The organism is Exiguobacterium undae DSM 14481, from assembly GCF_000620805.1.
Classification (GTDB): Bacteria; Bacillota; Bacilli; order Exiguobacteriales; family Exiguobacteriaceae; genus Exiguobacterium_A; species Exiguobacterium_A undae.
This window is the reverse complement of the sequence record NZ_KK211187.1, coordinates 1719853-1741140: the sequence shown is the minus strand read 5'-3', so window position 1 is coordinate 1741140 and position 21288 is coordinate 1719853. Positions and strand designations below refer to the sequence as shown.

At 48.6% G+C, this 21288-nt stretch carries 27 protein-coding genes; 18 read left to right on the top strand and 9 right to left on the bottom strand.

Annotated elements, in window-relative coordinates; translation table 11 throughout:
* Positions 1–147: 147 nt before the first annotated feature.
* Positions 148–1854, top strand: coding sequence for a methyl-accepting chemotaxis protein (locus P397_RS0109660; protein ID WP_028106370.1), 1707 nt, complete (start codon positions 148–150; stop codon positions 1852–1854).
* A gap of 109 nt (positions 1855–1963) precedes the next feature.
* Complete coding sequence (locus tag P397_RS0109655; protein WP_028106369.1) at positions 1964–2401, top strand: hypothetical protein; 438 nt, start codon at positions 1964–1966, stop codon at positions 2399–2401.
* Between the two features lie 54 nt (positions 2402–2455).
* Here the strand turns inward: P397_RS0109655 and P397_RS0109650 are convergent, their stop codons facing one another.
* Positions 2456–3214, bottom strand: coding sequence for a bacteriorhodopsin-like (locus tag P397_RS0109650; RefSeq protein ID WP_028106368.1), 759 nt, complete (start codon positions 3212–3214; stop codon positions 2456–2458).
* Between the two features lie 175 nt (positions 3215–3389).
* On the opposite strand from P397_RS0109650, the gene P397_RS0109645 reads away from it, so the two are divergent.
* Both P397_RS0109645 and P397_RS0109640 read left to right on the top strand, forming a co-directional pair.
* Positions 3390–3965 carry a GNAT family N-acetyltransferase gene (locus P397_RS0109645; protein WP_028106367.1) on the top strand — a complete coding sequence of 192 codons (576 nt, stop codon included), beginning with the start codon at positions 3390–3392 and terminating at the stop codon, positions 3963–3965.
* Positions 3955–4212, top strand: a complete 258-nt coding sequence (locus P397_RS0109640; protein ID WP_028106366.1) for a hypothetical protein — start codon at positions 3955–3957, stop codon at positions 4210–4212. The genes P397_RS0109645 and P397_RS0109640 overlap by 11 nt, the downstream gene beginning before the upstream one ends.
* A 113-nt stretch (positions 4213–4325) precedes the next feature.
* Here P397_RS0109640 and P397_RS17270 read toward each other — a convergent pair whose 3' ends face one another.
* Positions 4326–5588, bottom strand: a complete 1263-nt coding sequence (locus P397_RS17270) for an NAD(P)-binding domain-containing protein (RefSeq protein ID WP_035414149.1) — start codon at positions 5586–5588, stop codon at positions 4326–4328.
* Between the two features lie 33 nt (positions 5589–5621).
* Positions 5622–6068, bottom strand: coding sequence for a MarR family winged helix-turn-helix transcriptional regulator (locus tag P397_RS0109630; RefSeq protein ID WP_028106365.1), 447 nt, complete (start codon positions 6066–6068; stop codon positions 5622–5624).
* Between the two features lie 111 nt (positions 6069–6179).
* On the opposite strand from P397_RS0109630, the gene P397_RS0109625 reads away from it, so the two are divergent.
* The 8 genes from P397_RS0109625 (at position 6180) to P397_RS0109590 (ending at position 13267) form a co-directional block, all read left to right on the top strand.
* Complete coding sequence (locus P397_RS0109625) at positions 6180–6662, top strand: GNAT family N-acetyltransferase (RefSeq protein ID WP_028106364.1); 483 nt, start codon at positions 6180–6182, stop codon at positions 6660–6662.
* Between the two features lie 63 nt (positions 6663–6725).
* A complete protein-coding gene (arsC, locus tag P397_RS0109620; RefSeq protein WP_028106363.1) occupies positions 6726–7148 on the top strand; it encodes an arsenate reductase (thioredoxin) in 423 nt (140 codons plus the stop codon).
* Positions 7149–7168: 20 nt separating this feature from the next.
* Positions 7169–7486: an ArsR/SmtB family transcription factor gene (locus P397_RS0109615; RefSeq protein ID WP_028106362.1), complete on the top strand. Its 318-nt coding sequence runs from the start codon at positions 7169–7171 to the stop codon at positions 7484–7486.
* Between the two features lie 104 nt (positions 7487–7590).
* Positions 7591–8895, top strand: coding sequence for an arsenic transporter (locus P397_RS0109610; RefSeq protein WP_028106361.1), 1305 nt, complete (start codon positions 7591–7593; stop codon positions 8893–8895).
* Positions 8896–8914: 19 nt separating this feature from the next.
* Positions 8915–10576: an FAD-dependent oxidoreductase gene (locus P397_RS0109605; RefSeq protein ID WP_028106360.1), complete on the top strand. Its 1662-nt coding sequence runs from the start codon at positions 8915–8917 to the stop codon at positions 10574–10576.
* 196 nt (positions 10577–10772) lie between these two features.
* A complete protein-coding gene (locus P397_RS0109600; RefSeq protein ID WP_028106359.1) occupies positions 10773–12236 on the top strand; it encodes a SulP family inorganic anion transporter in 1464 nt (487 codons plus the stop codon).
* A gap of 17 nt (positions 12237–12253) precedes the next feature.
* Positions 12254–12673 carry a universal stress protein gene (locus tag P397_RS0109595; protein ID WP_028106358.1) on the top strand — a complete coding sequence of 140 codons (420 nt, stop codon included), beginning with the start codon at positions 12254–12256 and terminating at the stop codon, positions 12671–12673.
* A gap of 72 nt (positions 12674–12745) precedes the next feature.
* Positions 12746–13267 (top strand): YusW family protein, encoded by a 522-nt coding sequence (locus tag P397_RS0109590; protein ID WP_051523970.1) that lies wholly within the window; start codon positions 12746–12748, stop codon positions 13265–13267.
* 26 nt (positions 13268–13293) lie between these two features.
* Here P397_RS0109590 and P397_RS0109585 read toward each other — a convergent pair whose 3' ends face one another.
* Positions 13294–13830 (bottom strand): GNAT family N-acetyltransferase, encoded by a 537-nt coding sequence (locus P397_RS0109585; RefSeq protein WP_028106356.1) that lies wholly within the window; start codon positions 13828–13830, stop codon positions 13294–13296.
* A gap of 83 nt (positions 13831–13913) precedes the next feature.
* On the opposite strand from P397_RS0109585, the gene P397_RS0109580 reads away from it, so the two are divergent.
* Positions 13914–14348 (top strand): GNAT family N-acetyltransferase, encoded by a 435-nt coding sequence (locus P397_RS0109580; protein ID WP_028106355.1) that lies wholly within the window; start codon positions 13914–13916, stop codon positions 14346–14348.
* Here the strand turns inward: P397_RS0109580 and P397_RS0109575 are convergent.
* The 3 genes from P397_RS0109575 to P397_RS17265 form a co-directional block, all read right to left on the bottom strand.
* Positions 14339–14815: a hypothetical protein gene (locus P397_RS0109575; RefSeq protein WP_028106354.1), complete on the bottom strand. Its 477-nt coding sequence runs from the start codon at positions 14813–14815 to the stop codon at positions 14339–14341. The genes P397_RS0109580 and P397_RS0109575 overlap by 10 nt on opposite strands.
* On the bottom strand, positions 14812–15021 hold the full coding sequence (locus P397_RS0109570) for a helix-turn-helix transcriptional regulator (RefSeq protein WP_026833061.1): 210 nt from the start codon (positions 15019–15021) through the stop codon (positions 14812–14814). The genes P397_RS0109575 and P397_RS0109570 overlap by 4 nt, the downstream gene beginning before the upstream one ends.
* A 133-nt stretch (positions 15022–15154) precedes the next feature.
* Positions 15155–15763, bottom strand: coding sequence for a Pr6Pr family membrane protein (locus tag P397_RS17265; protein ID WP_051523968.1), 609 nt, complete (start codon positions 15761–15763; stop codon positions 15155–15157).
* A gap of 202 nt (positions 15764–15965) precedes the next feature.
* Here P397_RS17265 and P397_RS17985 point away from each other — a divergent pair, with 202 nt between their 5' ends.
* From P397_RS17985 to P397_RS0109535, 5 genes are all read left to right on the top strand, one after another.
* Positions 15966–16142, top strand: coding sequence for a hypothetical protein (locus P397_RS17985; protein WP_167331058.1), 177 nt, complete (start codon positions 15966–15968; stop codon positions 16140–16142).
* Positions 16143–16265: 123 nt separating this feature from the next.
* Positions 16266–17336: a flavin monoamine oxidase family protein gene (locus P397_RS0109550; protein ID WP_028106353.1), complete on the top strand. Its 1071-nt coding sequence runs from the start codon at positions 16266–16268 to the stop codon at positions 17334–17336.
* Between the two features lie 23 nt (positions 17337–17359).
* The gene (locus P397_RS0109545; RefSeq protein ID WP_028106352.1) at positions 17360–18247 is read left to right on the top strand and encodes a PhzF family phenazine biosynthesis protein; all 888 of its coding nucleotides are present in this window, start codon (positions 17360–17362) and stop codon (positions 18245–18247) included.
* 16 nt (positions 18248–18263) lie between these two features.
* A complete protein-coding gene (locus P397_RS0109540; protein WP_235183971.1) occupies positions 18264–18779 on the top strand; it encodes an NUDIX hydrolase in 516 nt (171 codons plus the stop codon).
* Positions 18764–19378 (top strand): HAD-IA family hydrolase, encoded by a 615-nt coding sequence (locus tag P397_RS0109535; RefSeq protein WP_028106350.1) that lies wholly within the window; start codon positions 18764–18766, stop codon positions 19376–19378. The genes P397_RS0109540 and P397_RS0109535 overlap by 16 nt, the downstream gene beginning before the upstream one ends.
* Before the next feature lie 65 nt (positions 19379–19443).
* Here the strand turns inward: P397_RS0109535 and P397_RS0109530 are convergent, their stop codons facing one another.
* Together P397_RS0109530 and P397_RS0109525 are read right to left on the bottom strand one after the other, a co-directional pair.
* On the bottom strand, positions 19444–20628 hold the full coding sequence (locus P397_RS0109530; protein ID WP_028106349.1) for an MFS transporter: 1185 nt from the start codon (positions 20626–20628) through the stop codon (positions 19444–19446).
* 30 nt (positions 20629–20658) lie between these two features.
* The gene (locus tag P397_RS0109525; RefSeq protein WP_028106348.1) at positions 20659–21237 is read right to left on the bottom strand and encodes a TetR/AcrR family transcriptional regulator; all 579 of its coding nucleotides are present in this window, start codon (positions 21235–21237) and stop codon (positions 20659–20661) included.
* Positions 21238–21288 lie beyond the last annotated feature (51 nt).

Sequence of the window (21288 nt, the reverse complement as noted above, 5' to 3'; positions counted from 1 at the left end):
TATGATTCTGATTATATCGAATCCAGCATTTTTTGTCGTAAGCGAGACCTCGACCTAACACATTAATGGAAACGGAAAGGTTCAAAAATCAAAAAACACTGAAATTTTCAGCTGAATTACCGATAAAAGAGAGGGAGGGATACATAGATGAAAAACGTAAGCGTTCGAAGAAAGATTCAATCATTGATTGCAACAGCAATCGTCGCCATGGTGTTATTGGCGAGTGCAGGTTTTTATTTCATTAATCAGATGGCTCACGCTTCAGAGATGATGTACGAAGAAAATTTGATTCCGGTACAGGAAGTAGCTCAAATCCGGATTGACACCCGTGCGCTCGATTCGTTTTTAACCGAGATGATGCTGACGACGGAGTCATCACGCCTCGATGAACTACAGGGACAAATTGACCAACGACAAGCACAAATCCGATCTTCACTGGATAAATTCGAACGTACTGCGGTTGAGACTGCACAATTACAGAAACAGATTGAAACACTCAAAAACAATGTCCTTACATACGATAATGGTCTGAGTACAGTGCAGGACCTGGCCGTTCAAGGAGAAAAAGAAGAGGCATATCGCGTTTACTTGGAAAGTCTTGGTACAGCGCGCGATCAAGTGGCAGATGCCGCAAAGGTTTTGATGATGTCGACGACGAAACACGCAAAAGACATCAATGCAATGAATCAGCAGGAAAAACAAAAGGCACTTTACATCATGCTTGGGATTTTCATCATTGCTCTGCTGTTGTTTGCCGGTCTCGCCATCTATATCACGCGTCTGATCACACAACCAATCCGTTCACTGCAGGGCTGGATGAAACAGTCCGGTGACGGTGATTTAACGGTCCGCGGTGATTACGTTTCAAAAGACGAACTTGGTCAATTGACGACATCATTCAACACGATGACGGAACAGTTGCACCACGTCATCATTGAAATGACGGACACGTCAAAACATGTGGCGACGGCGTCAGACGAATTAAGTACCAATGCGGAAGCGACGACGAAAGCGACGGAAATGGTCGCCGTGACGATGGAGGAAATCGCCAGTGGCGCCGGTCAACAATTGAACCAGGTGTCCGGTGCATCACGGACGGTGCAAGACTTGACGTCCGGTGTGAACCAAGTCGCCGGCAACGCGCAACAAATGACGGACGTGACGAGTGACGCGATGGGGAAAGTCATGCACGGCGGACAAGTCGTCAGCCAACTCGGTCAGCAGATGGAACGGATCAACACCGATTTCACGGAACTGGGGCAAGTCATCGTCGGACTCGGCAACCGGTCGCAGGAAATCGGACAGATTACCGATTCAATTACCGGGATTGCAGCGCAGACGAACCTGTTGGCGCTTAACGCTGCCATCGAAGCGGCCCGGGCCGGCGAACAAGGACGTGGATTTGCAGTCGTCGCAGCGGAAGTCAAGACGCTCGCTGAGCAGTCGGCACTTGCTGCGAAACAAATCGAAAGCTTGATTCAAGTCATCCAGCGCGAAACGGAGCAATCCGTTACGTCGATGGAGAAGGTGACGGCACAGATGACGAACGGGATTCAAGTGGCCGGAGAAGCGAGTGCTTCGTTCCAAGCGATCGAACGATCGATCGGGGATGTGACGGATCAAGTCGAAGAAGTATCCGGTGCCGTCCAAGAGATGGCCGCCGGCAGTGAACAGATTGCTGCCGTCATGCGGGAGATTCAATCGGTGACGGAAAGTACGGCTGCCGGAACGGAAAACATCTCGGCTTCGACGGAAGAACAGATGGCCTCAATGCAGGAAATCTCATCGGCGTCGCAATCACTGGCGACGATGGCGGAAGATTTGAAACGATTATCAAGTCGTTTTCAAGTATAAGGAGTGAGACAGGTATCCAAACGGATGCCTGTTTTTTTCATTGGAAAAAGCAGGGATTTCGAAGACGGAACCGTAATAGTGTAGAAAGAATGAAAAGGAGGGTACGGATATGGGACCACATGAACTCATTGAATGGATACTGCTGTCTGTAATCGTGTTGCCAATCGTTCTGCTCGGAATAAAGCTGAAGTCACGTGGACGCGCAATGATGTTCACTCTCGCGGGTCTCATCTGTGTCGCATACGGTGTCTACTTGATCGTCCATCCTTATTTCGTCGATCAGAAAGTTTCCTATAATGCGAAACAAGTCGAGTTACATCTCGAGAAAACCTATCCGGATGAACGCTTTACGTTAACGACGGTCCCGTACTGGAAAGAAGGATACAAACACCTGAATCCGTATAAAATTGACGTCGTGTTTGCCAACGAAGCCGACGCCACCTACACCTATTCGGTTGAGGATAACGGAACCGTTGAATTAAGCGGATTCCCGAGCACGCCGGATGATCGATTGGATGGGTTTAAGCACTTGGAAGAACACAAGTAATTAAATCAAAAAAAACCAGCTCCGCCTGCTGGCGAAACTGGTTCAAACCTTTCGTCAAGAGGTTAACGTGTTGTCTTTTTGCGACGATAAGGACGACATCGTTTTGACGGCGAAGAAGGCAATCAAACCGAACCCGACCTTGTTCGTCAAATCGGCAAAGTTGTAAATCAATTCGCGGACGAGCTGGATTTCAACGCCCGGCGCAAACAGCGTGACGGCGTAACCGATCGGATAGATCGCCCAACCGATCAAGATGAACAACCGCATTTTTAAGAGGGCATCGCGAATCGGAGCCGGTTTGTTTTCAGCGGCTTTCGTGACGTTCGTAAACAGCAGATAGATGATATAAATCCAGGCGAGACAACCAATCAGATACGACCACAGTCCGAGTTGCGTGAACCCACCGGCGATGTTGATTGAGGATTCACCGATGTAGCCGCCGACAATCATGATGATATCGGCGATGATTAGTTTCGTTAACAAGGACCGGCCGAGCCGACCTTTCAGACCGAGCAACAACGGAAACTTGACGAGCAACAGCGGTGTCGTGACGAGCCAATCGATATAGCGGATTTCGGTTGGGAAACCATCGATTTCCGATAACAGACCGGACGTTCCGACCGCATCCTTCATGAAGTAATAATGAATGGCAGCGACAAAGGTGACGAGTGCAGCGACGGTTGCGGTGGAACGGTATTCCGGTGCAAGCGAGTTTCGCTCGACCAGGAAATAAAGTGTCCCGGCAGCCATTCCGACGAATCCGACCCAAAACATATACTGCGTGGCAAGAACGAGTAAATTGACTTCTTCCATGATCAGTCACTCCTTCATTACACAAAACACGCGCTTCTATACATTTAGTATAGGACGACACCGGCAACAATGACGTGCTTCAACCGTTGCGTGATGTACGGTGACGTGTTGAAAAGACACAAGTTAGACGAAAGATTTAAACCGAAATCAAAACATCACAACTGGAGGAATCAATATGCCTTTTCCCACTTTAGAAACATCCCGTCTCGCACTGGTGGAAGTGACACCTGAACATGCACCGGCCCTGTTTCATATTCTCGCAAACGAAGACGTGACCCGCTTTTACGGAATGAATCCGTTTCGTAAGCAACAAGACGCTTTGAACATCATTGCGTCTTTCAAACAGACGTATGACACGCAACAAGGCATCCGTTGGGGAATCCTGATCCGTGACAGCGGGACGTTCATCGGAACGCTTGGTCTGAATCATTTGAGCCTGTACAGTAAAAAGGCAGAAATCGGCTTTGAACTGGATCCTGCGCACTGGCGGCGTGGTTATGCAGCAGAAGCGATTCAAGCTGTGTTGGAATATGCGTTTGAGACACTGGCATTACACCGGATGGGTGCCGTGACGTTTTTAGAAAACGAGGCATCCGTTCAACTGTTAAAACGACTCGGGTTTGAAGAGGAAGGGATTTTACGCGGTTACCTTTATCAAGACGGCTCATCGTACGACGGACGGATTTTTTCGTTGCTGCGACCAGACTGGACGATGTTGACTTCAAAAGGAGAACAAGGATATGTTTCGTAATTCAAAAGGCAGCACCCAAGTCTGGCTCAATGATCTTGGTGTTTGTTTATTCGTCCTGATCGGTCTGACGCTTGCGACGCATCCAGTTGTCATCACGGCATCTGGACGTTTGATGTACGATGAATCAATCTGGCTGAATACAACGGAAATGAACAAATTCATCACTTTTTATTTTTCCGCGTTCTTTGCCTATTTTTTAATCGTTTACCTTGTTCATGCCAGAAAATCGAATGAAAAGAACCGTTAACGTCTTGTACATACTTTGATTTTTAAAATTTAAAAAGGGAGGTGGACGAAATCCACTTCCCTTCGTTGTGCCGAAATCATCTGCTGTATCCAATTGAGAATGTAAGACGGATCCTAACAACAACTGGATGATGCTTCGGTTGCAGAAATCCGACAAACACCTGTTTCCGGCAACTTCAACCAGATCTGTTTTGCGCTTATCGTATCTCCTGTTAAATGCGCGACGATTGACCGAATTTGTTCATAACCGGTCGTTAAAAGAAAGGTAGGCGCGCGTCCATAACTTTTGGAACCGATGATATAGAAGTTTTTCTCCGGTTGTCGTAATTCAGCTTCGCCGTGCGGCCGTACCGTTCCACAACTGTGCAGGTTGGGATCAATTAACGGAGCAAGCTGACGGGTGCTTTCGGTAATGAAGTCTACATCCAACCGAATTTCACGCAGGAATGTAAAGTCGGGTCGGTTTCCGGTCAAAACGATGATTTCCTGTACAGTAAGCTGTCGGTGATCGGTACTAATCAGTGAAATGTCCTCGTTTGTCGATGCGGTTTGCGCGACTTTAAAACCGGAATGAACCGTGACGAGACCAGACTCGACAAGAGTACGTGCCGTTGATCCGAGTTGACCACGTTCGGCCAACTGATCATTCTCTTCTCCACCAAACGCTTCGACTACGTCTGTTTTACGGATAATCCAGTGGATGTCCGTCTCAGGATAGTCTTTTTTTAATGCCACCGCACCCATTAATGCCGTCAGAGCGGAATGTCCGCTCCCGATAATCGCAAGACGTTGATTGGCGTATCGATTGGTTTCTTGTCGGAAATTCGGAATCGTATGCGTGACGCGTTCGATGAGCGAATCGTGCGGATGTCCCGCGCTAAACATGGAATTGGGTTGCCCCCATACACCTGTCGCGTCTAAAACAGCAGCGGCTAAAAAACGGCGTCGCCCCGTTGGTGTTTGGACGATGACTTCGAAGGGGGACAGTTGACGATCCGTTGTCGTCATTTTATCGATGCCTTGACGCGAAATCGAGATAACCTGATACTCTAGATACAAATTTTCTGAAATGGTCGGCAAGGCGGCGAGCGGGCGTAAATAGTACTCGAGTAAATCATGACCGGTCGGAAAAGCCTCTGCTTCCGGATGCTCCCACCCGCTCTGACGTAATTGGGCAGCCGCGACAGGATCGATGTTGTATTCCCAATTTGAAAACATTTTGACATGTGACCATGTCTGGATATGCGTACCGATATCGGGACCGGCTTCGAGAATAGAAAAGGGAAGACCTTGGTGAGACAGGTGTGCGGCGGCAGCGAGTCCGATCGGACCGGCACCGATGATGAAAATTGGATGAGAAAACGATTGAGTGGACATAAAATCACTCCTTTTATTTGTATTTTGCAAACTTTAAGATAACGTTTTACAGCAGGAATCACTGTTGAGCATCGCATCGTTTAACAGTTCGATAGATTGAAGAACGGTTGCTTTCTCAAACGAAGTCATCTTTTGAAAGATTTCTTCAAGGTAAGCGTTCATTTCAGAATCAATCCCGTCTGCCACCTGTTGACCGAGTGGAGTTAAAAAAAGTAATTGAATCCGGCGGTCCTCGGAAGAGGGGGATTTTAAAACAAGCTCCCGTTTGATCAACGTCTGGATTTGCCGGCTAAATGTTGTAATATCCATGCCTAATGAGTCTGCAATTTCCTGCATCGCTGACCCGGGGTGTTTCGATACTTCAAACAAGATATGGCTCTGGACGAGCGAAACCTCTTGATCCAGAACGGAACAACAGTTTTTATTCAACAGTCCAAAACGACGCGTGAACGTCTGAAAAATTTCACGGGGTTCTTGCATGGGCAACTTCTCCTTTGTCTTGTGATTGATTATCTTAGTTATAATGGATTAATTTGCAATTTGCAAGTAATTGTTTTTAACTAATTAGTAATAGACGAAGGAGGTCTTATCATGATCATTCGGAAAATGAATGCAGATGATCGACGACAACTGTTCAACATTTATTTGCAAGGAGTGGAAGAAGGGAATGCCACTTTTGAAACGGATGTTGATGAACGGAAGTGGTGGCGGCAGATGAAAGAAGCAGACGTGTTCGTGATCGAGGAACAGACGGTCGTCGTGGGTTGGGTCAAGATGATGCTCGTTTCAGCAAGACCCGTTTACCAGGGAGTAAGAGAGCTGAGCCTTTATGTCGACCGGGCGGAACGGGGAAAAGGATACGGCAGGCTGTTATTACAGCACGTGATTCATTTTGCTGAGGAGCATGGGATTTGGACACTACAGTCACACATCTTCCCGGAAAACAAAGCCAGTCTGACCATCCAACAGCAGGCAGGATTCAGGATTGTCGGCAGACGTGAAAAAATCGCGCAACATGCTGGTCGATGGCGGGATACGTTGTTGTTGGAGCGAAGAAGTCGAAAGATGGATTAAACCTATTGAATAACCCATACGTTATATAATACAATCGTTATATAAAGAGCGGAGGGGCTAATCATGACACGACCAGTGATTTATTTTCTTTGTACGGGAAACTCATGCCGGAGCCAAATCGCAGAAGGCTTCGCGAAACACTATTTGCCAGACTGGGACGTCCATTCGGCCGGGATCGAACAACACGGCTTGAATCCAAAAGCTGTCCGGGCGATGCAGGAACAAAACATTGACATTTCCGGGCAAACGTCCGATTTGATTGATTCGGATCTCTTGAAACGGGCGACGATCGTTGTCACTTTGTGTGGGGATGCCCGTGATAACTGTCCTGTCATTCCTTCGCACGTCCGGCAAGAACATTGGGGATTTGATGATCCGGCACGCGCAACCGGAACGGAAGCGGAACAATGGGCTGTCTTCCAACGGGTTCGCGATCAAATCGGAGAACGGATTCAACGATTCGCTAATGAAGAGGCAAGTAACTGAACTTGAAAGGAGGAATAGCTATGATCGAGACGACGAACCGTGTTGACGAGATGAGTCAGTTCTTAAAACTGCTCAGCGATGGCACACGTCTAGAAATTTTGCGGCGATTGCACGTCCGGGAACATTGTGTCTGTGATTTTGTCGAGATGTTTGATATCTCACAGCCCGCCGTCAGCCGTCACTTAAAATTATTACGCCAGTCGCAAATCATCCTGGAGCGGCGTGAACGGCAGTGGATTTATTTCCGATTGAATCCGGATCATCCGCAGCATGACTTGTTGTTGACGATTTTAACCTCGATGGAACCATTACCGGTTCCGGCACCGAAGAGTTGCTGAGTTTTGGGCAAACGAGCATATTTTATATATAACAGAAATGTTATGTGTGGTAAAAATGTAAACAGTTGTTGAAAAACAGAGAACAAAATTAATCCAGAAATGAAGTGAACGCATTGACCGGCACACATCTACTTGCGATCGGGATTTTCCTGATCACGTTATTTTTAATCATCAAACAACCAAAAGGTCTCGGCATCGGCTACTCCGCCATGGGGATGGCAATGATTGCTTTACTGACCGGCGTTGTGAATCTCGATGATGTCTCGACTGTTTGGGGCATCATCTGGAACGCGACGTTTACCTTCATCGCCCTGATCATCATCTCATTGATTTTAGATGAAATCGGCTTCTTCGAATGGGCCGCGCTTCATATGGCACGCATCGCAAAAGGCGGTGGTGTCAAATTGTTTGTTTATCTGACGCTGCTTGGTGCCATTGTCGCGGCCTTGTTTGCGAATGACGGCGCAGCGTTGATTTTGACGCCGATTGTTCTCGCAATCGTCCGCTACTTAAAATTACCGGACTATGTCGTCTTGGCGTACGTCTTTGCTTCCGGCTTCATTGCCGATACGGCGAGTCTGCCGTTCGTCGTCTCAAACCTCGTCAATATCGTCTCGGCTGACTTCTTTGACATCGGCTTTACGGAGTATGCGTCACGCATGGTGTTCGTCAACGTCTTTTCCGTCATCGGCAGTCTGCTTGTGTTGTATTTGTACTTCCGGAAAAGTATTCCGAAGACGTATGATGTGACGCAACTTGTCGCCCCACATACAGCAATCAAGGACCAGCGGATGTTCAAGTTATCGTGGTTCGTGCTTGTGCTGCTTGTCGTCGGTTACTTCACGAGTGACCTCATCGGGATTCCGGTCAGTTTGGTTGCCGGTGTCATTGCCTTGTTCTTCCTGTTGATGGCACGTCGTTCACCAAGCGTACCAACGAAAAAAGTCATCGCCGGCGCACCGTGGGCAATCGTCTTCTTCTCACTCGGGATGTATATCGTCGTCTATGGTCTGCAAAATGCCGGATTGACGCAAGTTCTCGCAGATGTCATTGACGGTTTTGCGACGAATCTGGCCGCTGCGACGTTCGGCATGGGCTTCCTCGCCGCCATTCTGTCATCGGTCATGAACAATATGCCGACCGTGATGATTGATGCGCTGGCAATTGATCTCAGTCAAGCGACCGGAACGATTCGGGAAGCCTTGATTTATGCCAACGTCATCGGGTCCGATCTTGGACCAAAGATTACACCAATCGGCAGTCTGGCGACCTTGCTCTGGTTACACGTTCTCCGGACAAAAGGTGTCAAAATCGGCTGGGGCCAATACTTTAAGATCGGAACGATTCTGACGATTCCGACCCTGACCATCACGTTACTCGGGTTATACATCAGCTTGTTACTTTATTGATATTTAGGAGGAAACTTATATGAAATTGTTGATCATCGGTTCAGTCGCCGCCGGAACATCGGTCGGTGCAAAAGCACGCCGGAACAGTGAAGATTTACAAATTACGATTTATGACCGCGATCAGGACATCTCCTATTCCGGTTGCGGGATTCCGTACTTCGTCGGCGGTGAGATTGCCGACATCGACGAATTGACACCGCGCGATGCCGCATTCTTCAAAAAACGCTATAACATCGACATCCATACAAGACATGAAGTCGAATCGATTGATCACGCAACGAAAACGGCGACCATCGTTAACCTGACGACTGGTGACAAGTTTACGGATACGTACGATACGCTGGTGCTTGCGACCGGTGCATCAAGCATCGTTCCGCCCTTACAGGGTGTTGATCACGACAACGTCTTTACGGTCCGGAACGTCCGGAATGCCGATGCGATCCGTTCGTACATCGACGCTCATGATCCCAAAACGGCAACGATTGTCGGCGGCGGTTTCATCGGTCTTGAGATGGCCGAGCAGTTGACATACCGCGGGATTCAGGTGACGCTCGTCGAGCGCCTGCCGCAAGTCATGCCGCCGCTTGACCGCGACATGGCGGAACGGGTTGCTGATCATTTAAGAGATAAAGGCGTTTCACTGTTGCTCGGTGAATCGGTGACGGCATTCAACGGGACGGAGCGTGTGACGGAAGTTGCCCTCGAGAGTGGCAAGTCGATTGAGACAGACCTCGTCATTCTGTCAGTCGGGGTTAAACCGAATACGGAACTCGCCAAACAGATCGGCGTTGAACTCGGGCAGACGGGCGCAATCGCCGTCAACCGGAAGATGCAGACGAATCTGACTGATGTCTATGCGGTCGGTGACGTCGCCGAAAGTTTCTCCGTCATTACCGGAGAAGCCATTTATCGTCCGCTTGGCTCAACCGCCAACAAGATGGGCCGGATTGCCGGGATGGTCATCACCGGGGAAGAAGCGGAACACCGCGGTATTCTTGGAACCGGGATCTTCAAAGCCTTTGATCTGACGGTCGCACAGACCGGTTTGACGGAAAAAGAAGCGCGGGAAGCCGGATACGACATCGAAGTTCTCCACAATATTAAACCGGATCGTCCGGAATATATGGGCGGAAAAGAAATGGTCATCAAGGCGATTGCCGACCGGGCGACAGGACGGGTCCTTGGCGCACAAATCGTTGGGCCGCAAGGGGTCGACAAACGGATTGATGTCCTCGCGACAGCGATTACGTTTAAGGCGAAAGCGGAAGATTTGTTCTACCTCGATCTTGCCTATGCGCCGCCGTTTGCGACGACAAAGGATCCGGTGCTCTATACCGGAATGGCACTCGACAATGCGATTAAAAAAACAGCCCGTTTGATGACACCAAATGAGTTGATCGAACAAGTTGCAAACGGCAAGTCGTTCCAAATCATCGACACCCGTTCGAAAGCCCAGTTCGAAAAAAATCACGTCGACGGCGCGATTCACATCCCGCTTGGTGAACTGCGGACACGGGCGAAAGAGCTTGATCCGACGTTGCCGACAATCGTTTATTGCAACAAAGGGGTAACCGGGAACGCCGCTCAAAATGTGCTCAAAAACTTAGGTTTTACGGATGTCTGTAACTTATCCGGCGGTAATAAAAACTATCAACACTGCAAGAAATGTTTGGCGGACTGACGTAAATCAATAAGGTACGCAAAAGGAGTTCATCGATTCGGATGAACTCCTTTTTAGTATGAGCTAAAACATTTTTTTGAAATAAAAAGACCAAAATTGTTCCTTTTTGAAACTAATGGTGCTAGACTGTGGGTATTCAAAACAGGACAGGATGTTGAGAAAAGAACAGTTCTCAACAGAAAGGTGGAAGAAAAAAATGAAAATGAGTTTACGAGAACAATGGTTCTCAAATGTCAGAGGAGATATCTTAGCCGGGATTGTCGTGGCGCTTGCATTGATTCCGGAAGCGATTGCGTTCTCGATCATCGCCGGTGTCGATCCAATGGTCGGATTGTACGCCTCGTTCTGTATCGCCGTCATCATTGCCTTCGTCGGCGGACGACCGGGGATGATATCAGCAGCGACCGGAGCGATGGCACTCTTAATGGTTCCGCTCGTCAAAGAGCACGGCCTTGATTATCTGCTTGCCGCAACGATTTTAACCGGAATCATTCAAATTGTATTCGGGGTCTTGAAAGTCGCCAAAATCATGAAATTCATTCCGCGTGCCGTGATGATTGGTTTCGTCAATGCACTGGCGATTCTGATTTTCATGGCCCAAGTCCCGCATTTTGTCGGGATTTCAACGATGACCTATGTGTTCGTCGCGATTACGCTTGCCATCGTCTATCTGTTGCCCCGGTTTTTTAAGACGATTCCCGCACCGCTCATTGCGATCGTCGTCCTGACGATTGCGGCGATTTACCTGAACTTCGATTTACGGACGGTCGGCGATCTTGGGGCGATTCAACGTTCATTACCGTCATTTTTCTTACCGAACGTCCCGCTCAACTTCGAGACGCTTCAAATCATCTTTCCCTATTCATTGGCGCTCGCCATCGTCGGCTTGCTTGAGTCTTTGTTGACGGCAACGATCGTTGACGATATGACCGGCACGGAAAGCGAAAAAAACAGGGAAGCCCGGGGGCAGGGGATTGCGAACTTCATCACCGGATTCTTCGGGGGGATGGCAGGCTGTGCCATGATTGGTCAATCGGTCATCAATGTCAAGTCAGGTGGTCGCGGTCGTTTATCAACGCTGGTTGCCGGATTGTTCCTGATGTTTTTGATCATCGTCCTCGGCAACTGGGTCGTTCAGATTCCGATGCCGGTTCTCGTCGGAATCATGATCATGGTCTCGATTGGAACGTTTGACTGGTCGTCGTTTACGTATATCCGAAAAGCCCCGAAAGCCGATGCATTTGTCATGCTCGCAACGGTCAGCATCGTCGTCGCGACACACGATCTCTCGATTGGTGTCATCGCCGGTGTCATCTTAAGCGCCTTGTTCTTTGTCGCAAAAGTCTCGAAGATTAACGTCAAACAACGTCTCGAGTCGGGGAAAATCGTCTATACCGTGAAAGGACCATTATTCTTTGCATCCGTCGATCATTTCATCGCCTCGTTTGACTATGAACGGAACGAACAGGATATTCTGATTGATTTTGGTTCAACCCAGATTTGGGATGATTCCGCTGTCGGTGCCATTGATAAGGTGATGATCCGTTTGCTGGCGAATCAGAACCACGTCGAGATGGTTGGTTTAAATCCAGAGAGTAAAAAGTTAATCGATCGTCTGGCGATTCACAACGATCCGACGCCGAAGATTTCTACCCATTAAGGTCAGGAGTGATTGATATGTATCCACACATCTTATTAGCCGTCGACGGTTCGGAACACTCGGTCCGTGCGACAGAAGAAGCCATCAAGATTGCCCGCCTCAGTGCGCACAGTAAGATTGAAGTGGTTTTCGTCGTTGATTTTTTGAAAGCCAAAGAAGATGTCTTGCATGCGGAGGGGGCGGAAGGAATTGAAGTCACCCGGCGGAAAAAACTCGCCCCGGTCGAGGAAAGGCTCGAAGCAGCCGATGTCTCCTATTACGTGACGATTTTACGCGGTGAACCGGGTCCGGTGATTGTTGACCATGCGAATACGAAACAGGTCGACTTAACAATCATCGGCAGTCGGGGACTAAACGGTTTGCAAGAAATGGTGCTTGGCAGTGTCAGTCATAAGATTGCCAAACGGGTCAAAAGTCCGGTTTTGATCGTCAAGTAATGAATGAGAACACATTGGTCTGATTCATCGAGTCCTGAAGTGGGGATATTAAAAAAAGAAGGGGGTCTTTAAATGAAGAAAACCTATTTAGTACCGGTTCTGGGTCTTGCCTTGTTTGCGGCAGGATGCGGCAATTCAGACAACCAAGAAACGGAAAAGGTCGAGGAAACGACAACAACGGATGACAACACGATGAGTGATGATAACTCCACGAATGATGACAGTACGATGAATGATGATTCGTCAAATACACAAGATCAAGATACGGTAACGGATAATGCAGATAAAGACTACGGATTCGTCAGTTTGTCGATTGAGGCAGATGATGCGGATACGATGGATCTTGTCGACATCAGCTATGACCGGGACAATGATGGAACGGAAGCCGATTATCAAATGGACGGTGAACGTGCACAAGGGAATGATGCGATGAAGATTCTTGATCCGAAACTGGATGAACTCAACATCGATGCCAACACGTCAAACGATGATGCGATTGCTGAAATCGAGAAGGTGTTTGATATTCAGGATGCGACCCGACTTGAAGTCGAGATCGAGTTCGCCGACGGAACGGAAAAAGAATTCAAGAAGTAAAAAGAGGTGCCGCGGCACCTCTTTTTTTAGATCAATTGTAAGCCCATCAAGACGGTATCATAGTAGCAGCCGTCTTGAAGCAACCGGTCATGCCGCAATCGACCTTCTTCTTGAAAGCCATGCCGTTGATACAACCGAATCGCCCCGTGATTCGTCTCGATGACGGACAGTTGGATTTTCTTGATCTCTGAAGTCTTGACCCAATCGATTGTCTGCGTCAGCAGCTGATTGCCGATGCCTTGTCCCCAGTGATCTTTTTGAACACCAATCCCGAATTCTGCTTTATGGGCAAAACGACGTAACGAAAAGCCTGTACACCGGCTGTAGGCCACGAGTTGACCAGACCGTTCGACGACGAGAATCCGATCAGGGACAGTGGATGAACCGGTGAGTATCGTACGAAACGCTTCTTCATCGAGGACTGCTTCGCCGGGAAAACGATCAAAGTGCTCGGTCTCGGCATCGAGCTGTACACGTAACCGCGCCAGTTCGGCTGCATCGGATACGGTGGCACAGCGTACGTGATAGGTGTCGGCATCAAACGGTCGGTGGGTCGTCTGCATGATTTTCGCTCCTTTAATATTAATGGTATCATTATGACAGGATGATACACATTTGTAAAATATTTCAAAAGGGGTTTTGATGGATGGAAATCACGATCGGCACAACGGAAGACGGACAGTGGATCCGGGAACAATTGATTACATATAACCGCCAGCACGTCCCGGCAGCACTCTATACGGAATCGGAACACTATTGCTTTTTGGCATGGGACGAAGACGAGGAACTCCTTGGTGGTGTGACTGCAAGCTATGTCTGGAACCATCTGCAGGTTCATTTCCTATGGGTCGACCCGGAACAACGGGCGGAGGGTGTTGGAAAGCAGCTGATGGAACAGATCGAATCGCTTGCGGAAGAAAAATCATGCAGTAAGATTTTGCTCGATACGTTTAGTTTTCAGGCACCCGGCTTTTATGAAAAGCTTGGGTTTGAGGAATATGGTCGTCTGGCTGATCATCCGACGGAAGGTCAAACACAGTACTTTTTTGTGAAGCAGTTGACGAAAGAAAGTCACTTTTGATAGTAGTACACCCAAGCAGTCATATAGGAGAGCGTTCCGGCGGTTAAGACCAGTGCAATGGCGTAAAATGGGAAGTTTGGAAAAGTTGCCATCAGCGGAGCATAAAACAAAAAACTGATCATTAAAACTGGTAACGTAATTAAAAATGTGACATAGGATGTACGTGTTGCTTTTCCTGTAATCACCTCTTCACGTTCATCTTGATCAGAAAACTCGGTAGTCGACGACGACCATTTGGAAAAAGACGTTTTTTTATCTGTCCGCATCCAATATCCAGTAATGGACAAACCGATTGCTACTAATAAAATCGGAAGGATGATTGAAAGGTCGAGTGTCAGGTTAAAACCCGTTCCGCTTACTGGATCATTTTGAAAAAGTTGAAGTTGATCATGGATTGAGCTAATAAAAAAAGCAGCCAAAAAGTACATACAAATATTTAAACACGATTGAATGATGACACGTTTCATTCCGATTCCTCCTCTAAGTAAAAAATAGATTCGACAGGACGTTCGAAGACACGGGCAATTTGCATCGCGAGTAGTAATGAGGGGGTGTAACTCCCTTTCTCCAGTGAGATGATCGTTTGGCGCGTGACTCCGATCATCTGAGCAAACTGCTCCTGTGTCCATCCGTTGCTGCTGCGCAACGATTTGACCCGGTTGATCAGTTTCATTTCGGACCTCCTTCATCCATTATAAGGTAAATTGTATAGTCTGCTTTACAATTTGTAAAGTTTATTTTACATTTGGCTTGATCAAAAAAAGGGATGATCTGAAGAGCGGATCATCCCTTTTATCAAATATGAATCATATTTCGTAATGACGGCGATTGTTCAACCAGCGTAATAGGCTTCCGACTATGATGAAAGCGAACATGATTATGAGACAGATGACAGTCACGATGAGCGGTCCTTGTTTTGAGACATTGAGGAACGGATACGGATAGAAACCGGTCAAGTTCCCTCGAACCAAGCTGTAGATCAGATACAGGAGTGGAAAGAGGAGCCAGCTGACCAGTTGGTTTCGCGAAAGACGAACCGTCGATCGAACCAGCAGCCAGTCAAGTAACCCAACAAGCGGCATGACGTAATGAAGGACCGTGTTCACCCAGGGGATCGGTGTTTGTAAACTTTCTTCGAGACCCCGCAGCAATACGAAGTAAACGATGCCGGTAATGGTCATGTACAAAGCCGCAGCTCCACGGACACTGGTTGCGCGTTGAAACATCTTGTTGGAACTGGCGGTGATCAGTAAGACCAGTGCAAGAAACAAGTTACTTAAAATCGTAAAATAGCTGAAGTAGTTGACCGGATTGAAACCGGGTCGACTTGTGCTGGCATAAAACTGATAGCTGACGGCCAAAAGACCAAGCAGACCAAAACCTAATCGGACGATACGAAGAGAAGAGGCAGACATGTCGGAACACTCCTTTTTTGACCGGATAATATGGTGTTCGACAGCTGAGACGGAGTTCCTTGTCGAGAAGATGCTGTTACTTTTTTTAGACAATTTATCAAAAATCATCGGAACTATTCAATTATCGGAATATTCAGTCGATAAACGGGTAATCTAGACAAAACGATGATGGTTGGCTTAAAGAGAGAAAGGAGGCGCCGACATGATGCCGGAATTGTTACCTGACGAGCGTGAATTAGAGCGAAGGATTCGAATCGTCCATACGCTGCGTAAACTCGGGAAATCCGACGATGCCATCGCCCGATCATTATTTGTGTCCATCGAATGGGTCCAGTCGGTCTTTGATGAAGACGACTGGCAGCATGCGCAATCATCTTAAGAAGCAGGAGGCAGAGCGTCCAGGCGACGCTCTGTTTTTTTGTCCATCGGTATTCAGGAATAGTCGGTCGGAAGGATTTTCGGTACACTAAAGGAGGAAAACACTGGAAAGAAGGGATGATCCATGCAACGAATCGCCATTATTGGTGCCGGTATCACCGGACTGTATGCCGCTTGGCGTCTGCAAGAAGCAGGATACAACGTTTCGGTCTTCGAGGCACGGGACCGGATTGGTGGACGGGTGCTGACCAAAACGTTGAACGAGGCAGGACGGGATTATGCTTTTGATGTTGGTCCGACCTGGTATTGGCCGGACTCCGAACGGCTGATGACGCAGTTGGTGGACGAACTGTGCCTCCCGACGCTTGTCCAGTCAACAAACGGGAAGATGGTGCTTGAGCGGACACCGCGTCAAATCGAGGAACACCGGTTGCCGGAGGACCAAACGGTGCGTTCCCATCGTCTCGTGACGGGGATGCAAGGACTGACAGAAGCGATTGCAAGCCGACTCGCACCGGGAACGGTTCAACTGTTGAGTCGTGTCACCGCTCTGACTAAAAACGATCAGGTCGAACTGACGTTCGAGCAGGACGGGACAAGTGTACGCCAACTGGTTGATCATGTTCTGGTGACAATTCCGCCACGACTTGCAGCACAGGTATCCTGGCGTCCGGAACTGTCAGAACAGGTGCATCGTCAGTTGGAGGGGACACCGACCTGGATGGCCGGACAGGCTAAAATCGTCGTCGTGTACAAAACATCATTTTGGAAACAGATGGACCGGTCCGGGTTTGCGATCAGCTGGTCAGGGATTTTGCAGGAAATACACGATGCTTCTCCGCAAACGGGACCCGGCGCATTATTTGGTTTTTTCCGTCTGACGGCAACGGAACGCGCAGCATTAGGAGAGACAGAAATCAAACAACGGGTCATCGAGCAGTTGGCGGTGTTGTTCGGAGAAGCCGCCCGGCATCCGATTGCTGTGTTGTATCAGGACTGGGCCGCTGAGCCGGAGACAGCAACCGTTGCGGACGCGGCACCATTGACAGATTTTCCGGCGTATCGCCCGATTCAGCTAGAAGAGCCATGGCGCGACGGGGTGACGCTGCTCGGAACGGAAAGTGATCCGGCGTTCGGAGGGCATTTGGAAGGGGCGTTACAATCGGTCGAACGTTGGTTGGTTGCATTTAATTGAAAACAACGTGATGAGGTGAGTGAATGAAAAGAGTAGAGGTCTTGCATTACGATGTTTTTACGATGACGCCTGGAAAAGGTAATCCTGCTGGTGTTGTTTTGAACGGGGATACATTATCCGCAGCACAAATGCAAAGTATTGCGGCACAAACTGGTTTTACCGAAACGACGTTTGTATGTCAGTTGAATCATCCTATCCCTCGGTTACGCTATTTTTCACCAGAAGCGGAGATGAATCTCTGCGGACATGGCACAATCGCGGCATGGACAGCACTTCAAGAACGTGAGCCTTCTGTCGAACTTGGGCAGGTGATCGAGACGAAAGTCGGTCACTTAACGATCGAGACGGTGCGAACGAGGAAAGGAACTCAAGTCCGGATGCGACAGGAGAAAGCACGATTTCTACGATTTGATGGCGATCTCGCACCTGTTCTTGAGAGCATCGGCTTGCAGCATCAACATCTGGATGAACGCTTTCCGGTCATGTACGGGAGTACGGGAAACTGGACGTTGCTTATCCCAATCAAACGGTTAGAAGATTTCCTTGGCATGCAACCTCACAATAAACGGTTTGCTTCTGTCTTAACGCAAATTCCGGAAGCATCCATTCATCCGATTTGTCTTGAAACCTATATGCCTGAAGCAGACATGCACGGAAGGCATTTTTCTGCCACACAATCCGGAACGCAAGAAGATCCGGTGACCGGGACGGCGAGTGGTGTCATGGGAGCGTATCATGTGACGTACATCGATCCGCTTTCTGATGGAAAGCGAACCATCTATATAGAACAGGGACAGGAAATCGGGCGGGACGGTTTAGTTGAAGTCACGGCAAATCGACAAAATCAAGACTGGGAAGTCATGATTACCGGAACGTGTGTCAAAACCGGATCCCTGATACTTGATATTTAAAAATAGACAGGAGTGATTGATCATCAGCCAGCAACAAACCTTTCACCGTGCATTCGGTACATATGGATTATATTTCAATGAAGGAAAATTACTTGTCATTCACAAAAAAGGGGGACCGTACACGAACCGGTTTGATCTGCCGGGCGGCAGCTTGGAAGACTTTGAGACCGTACCGGAAGCGCTGGATCGTGAGTTTCAGGAAGAGACCGGACTGACGGTTCTTCAGAAACGTGCACTCGGGACATTCGAGTTCGTCGTTCATTCCGATTGGCACCATGCGTCGCATCTCCATCACATTGGTGTCTTTTATAAAATCATCCAAACTTCCGGTGAACGCACGGTACCTGACAAATTTGACGGACAGGATTCCACCGGCTCGTCCTGGGTCAGTCAAGAACAGGTCAATCCGGATAACGCCTCGCCGCTCGTCTTAAAAGCCTTTGAGTATTTGACGGATCCTGAAACCACGCCTGTCATGCACGTCGAGGATTGGATCGTAAAGCAGGAGGTAGCGTCATGTACCGGCATGTGATTTGGGATTTTGACGGGACGTTGTTTGATACGTATCCCGTCATGGCATCCGTGTTTCAACAGATGTTGCGGGAACAGGGGCGGGAGGAACCGTTGGAAACGATTCTCGAAACGATGAAAATCTCTGCGAATACAACGTATGTAAAGTATGGGTTTGATCCCAATTCCATTTCAGAATACAAAACAAGGAAAGCAAAGGATGAACTGCAAACAGTCCGTCCGTTTCCGGACATTCCGAAAATCTGCCGCTTCATTCAAGAGCACGATGGATACAACTACATCCTGACGCACAGAGGATCATCAACGTTTGCCTTGTTACAGGCTCAAGAATTAACGGACGTCTTCCGGGAAGTCGTGACGGCGGAGCAATCCTTTGCCCGGAAACCGGATCCATCGGCGATTCGTTATTTGATGGAAAAATACGATCTGTCTCCTGCAGAAACGATCATGATCGGAGACCGCGAACTGGATGTCTTAGCGGGGCAGCGTGCAGGAATCGACACGTGTCTCATTACGGAGAGACTTCCGAAAGCAACCGTTGCGACCTATACCATCCAGACGTTCAACCAGTTGTCGGCGCTTCTGCGCGCTAAGACTTAATCCCAAAAAGCCCGAACGACTTGCGTATACCTACTCGGATACACAATCGGTTCGGGCTTATTTCATTATGATGATTTTTGTTCAAGCGTTTGTTCAGTCGGTTGCTGTTCCCGCCATACAAACGTCAAGGCGATCCCGATTGCAAGCATGACCGTCGCAAAATAGAACGGATAGTTGAGATCGACATCAAACAGAATCCCGCCGATGATGGGTCCGAGGATATTCCCGATGCTCGTAAACATCGAGTTCATCCCGCCGACGAAACCTTGCTCGTTCCCGGCGATCTTCGACAAATAGGTCGTGACGGCAGGGCGCATCAAGTCAAAGCCGACGAAGACGACCATCGTGACGAGGATGATGGCCAAGTAGCTGGTCACATAGGTCATGACGAGGACCAACAAGGTTGAACCAATCAAACTGTAACGGATGAGGCGGATCTCGCCGAACCACCGCGTCAGACGTTCGAATAGTCCGACCTGGACGATGACACCGACGATGGCCCCAAGCGAAATCGCGAGAGCAATGTCTTTTGCCGTGAAGCCGAATTTCCGGTCGACGAACAGGGCAAACAGCGACTCAAACGAAGCGAGTCCGAACGAAGAAATCAACAACACCATAAAAGCGATGAAGTAAAGAGGGGAAAAGACTTTCCGGAAACCGGTTTTCTGTTTCGGAATGACCGTGTTTTCGTAATGCCGTTCCGGTTCACGTAACGTAAAGACGGACAAGATCATCGCGAAGAGACCGAATGCAGCGGCAAAGAAAAACGGGACACGGGTGCCGAGATCCGCCAAAAAACCACCGATGCCGGGTCCGATGATGAAACCGGTCGAAATCGCAGCCGACATGTAGCCGAGTGCCTTTGGTCGGGTTTCGTTTGTTGTGATGTCGGCAATGAAGGCGGTGACGGCCGGCATAATGAAGGCCGCGCTGACGCCTCCCAGAATCCGCGACGCAAACAACACTTCAACGGACTGCCCGAGTCCAAACAGCAATTCCGACATGCTGAAGATGAACAGACCGATGATGATCATCGGTTTCCGACCGTATTTATCGACCGCCCGTCCGGCAAGCGGCGACAAAATGAGCTGAGCAAAGGCGAATGCCGATACCATGTACCCGACGGTCGAACCGGAAATATTCAGTTCGTTCATGATCGTCGGTGTAACAGGGATGACCAGACCAATCCCTAAAAATGCGATGAAAAGATTGAGTAAAAGTGTACTTAAGATGAGTTTATTGTTTTGCATGATAGGATCCTCTGTTTCTGTTTTGACTTGTTACCGGACGAGTCCCCGCCAAAAAATCGGCCATATGGCGGTGAAACGCCGTTCATATGCGGCGACCCCGTTGTAGACGAACTCGGTCATCGTTCCTTCCGTCACCGTCAAGTAGGCGAGGGCGGCACTCTGGTAGTCGTCGGAGTAAAGAATTTGTTCCGTTCGGTCACGCTCCCGCAAGAGACGTGTTAAGTGACGTTGCATCGTATCAAAAAAGGGATTGATTAAACCTGTGACTTCCCGTTCGAGTTTGACCGGCGGGAAATAAGCGATGCGTAAAATGAACTTCAGTTGATCGTTTTCGGTGCTTTCTTCGAGAAACCAATCAAAAAAACCTTTCAGACTCTGTTCGAGTGAAAGATGGCGGGTCGAGATGAAGTACGTGGCGAGATGTGTTTTTTGGGTTTCAAGCGCATACGTCATCGCAGTTAAAAACAATTCGTCTTTCCCGCGGTAGTGGGCATAAATCGAAGGTTTCTTAATCCCGACGTCTTGCGCAATCTCCTGTAAGGATGCCCCTTCGTAACCATGTTGGGCAAAATGGCGCAACGCGGTCTGGAGTAATAAAGTCGCTTTCATTGATTCACCTTCCTAACGGTCGTTAGTTAACAGCCTAACAGATTTAAAACG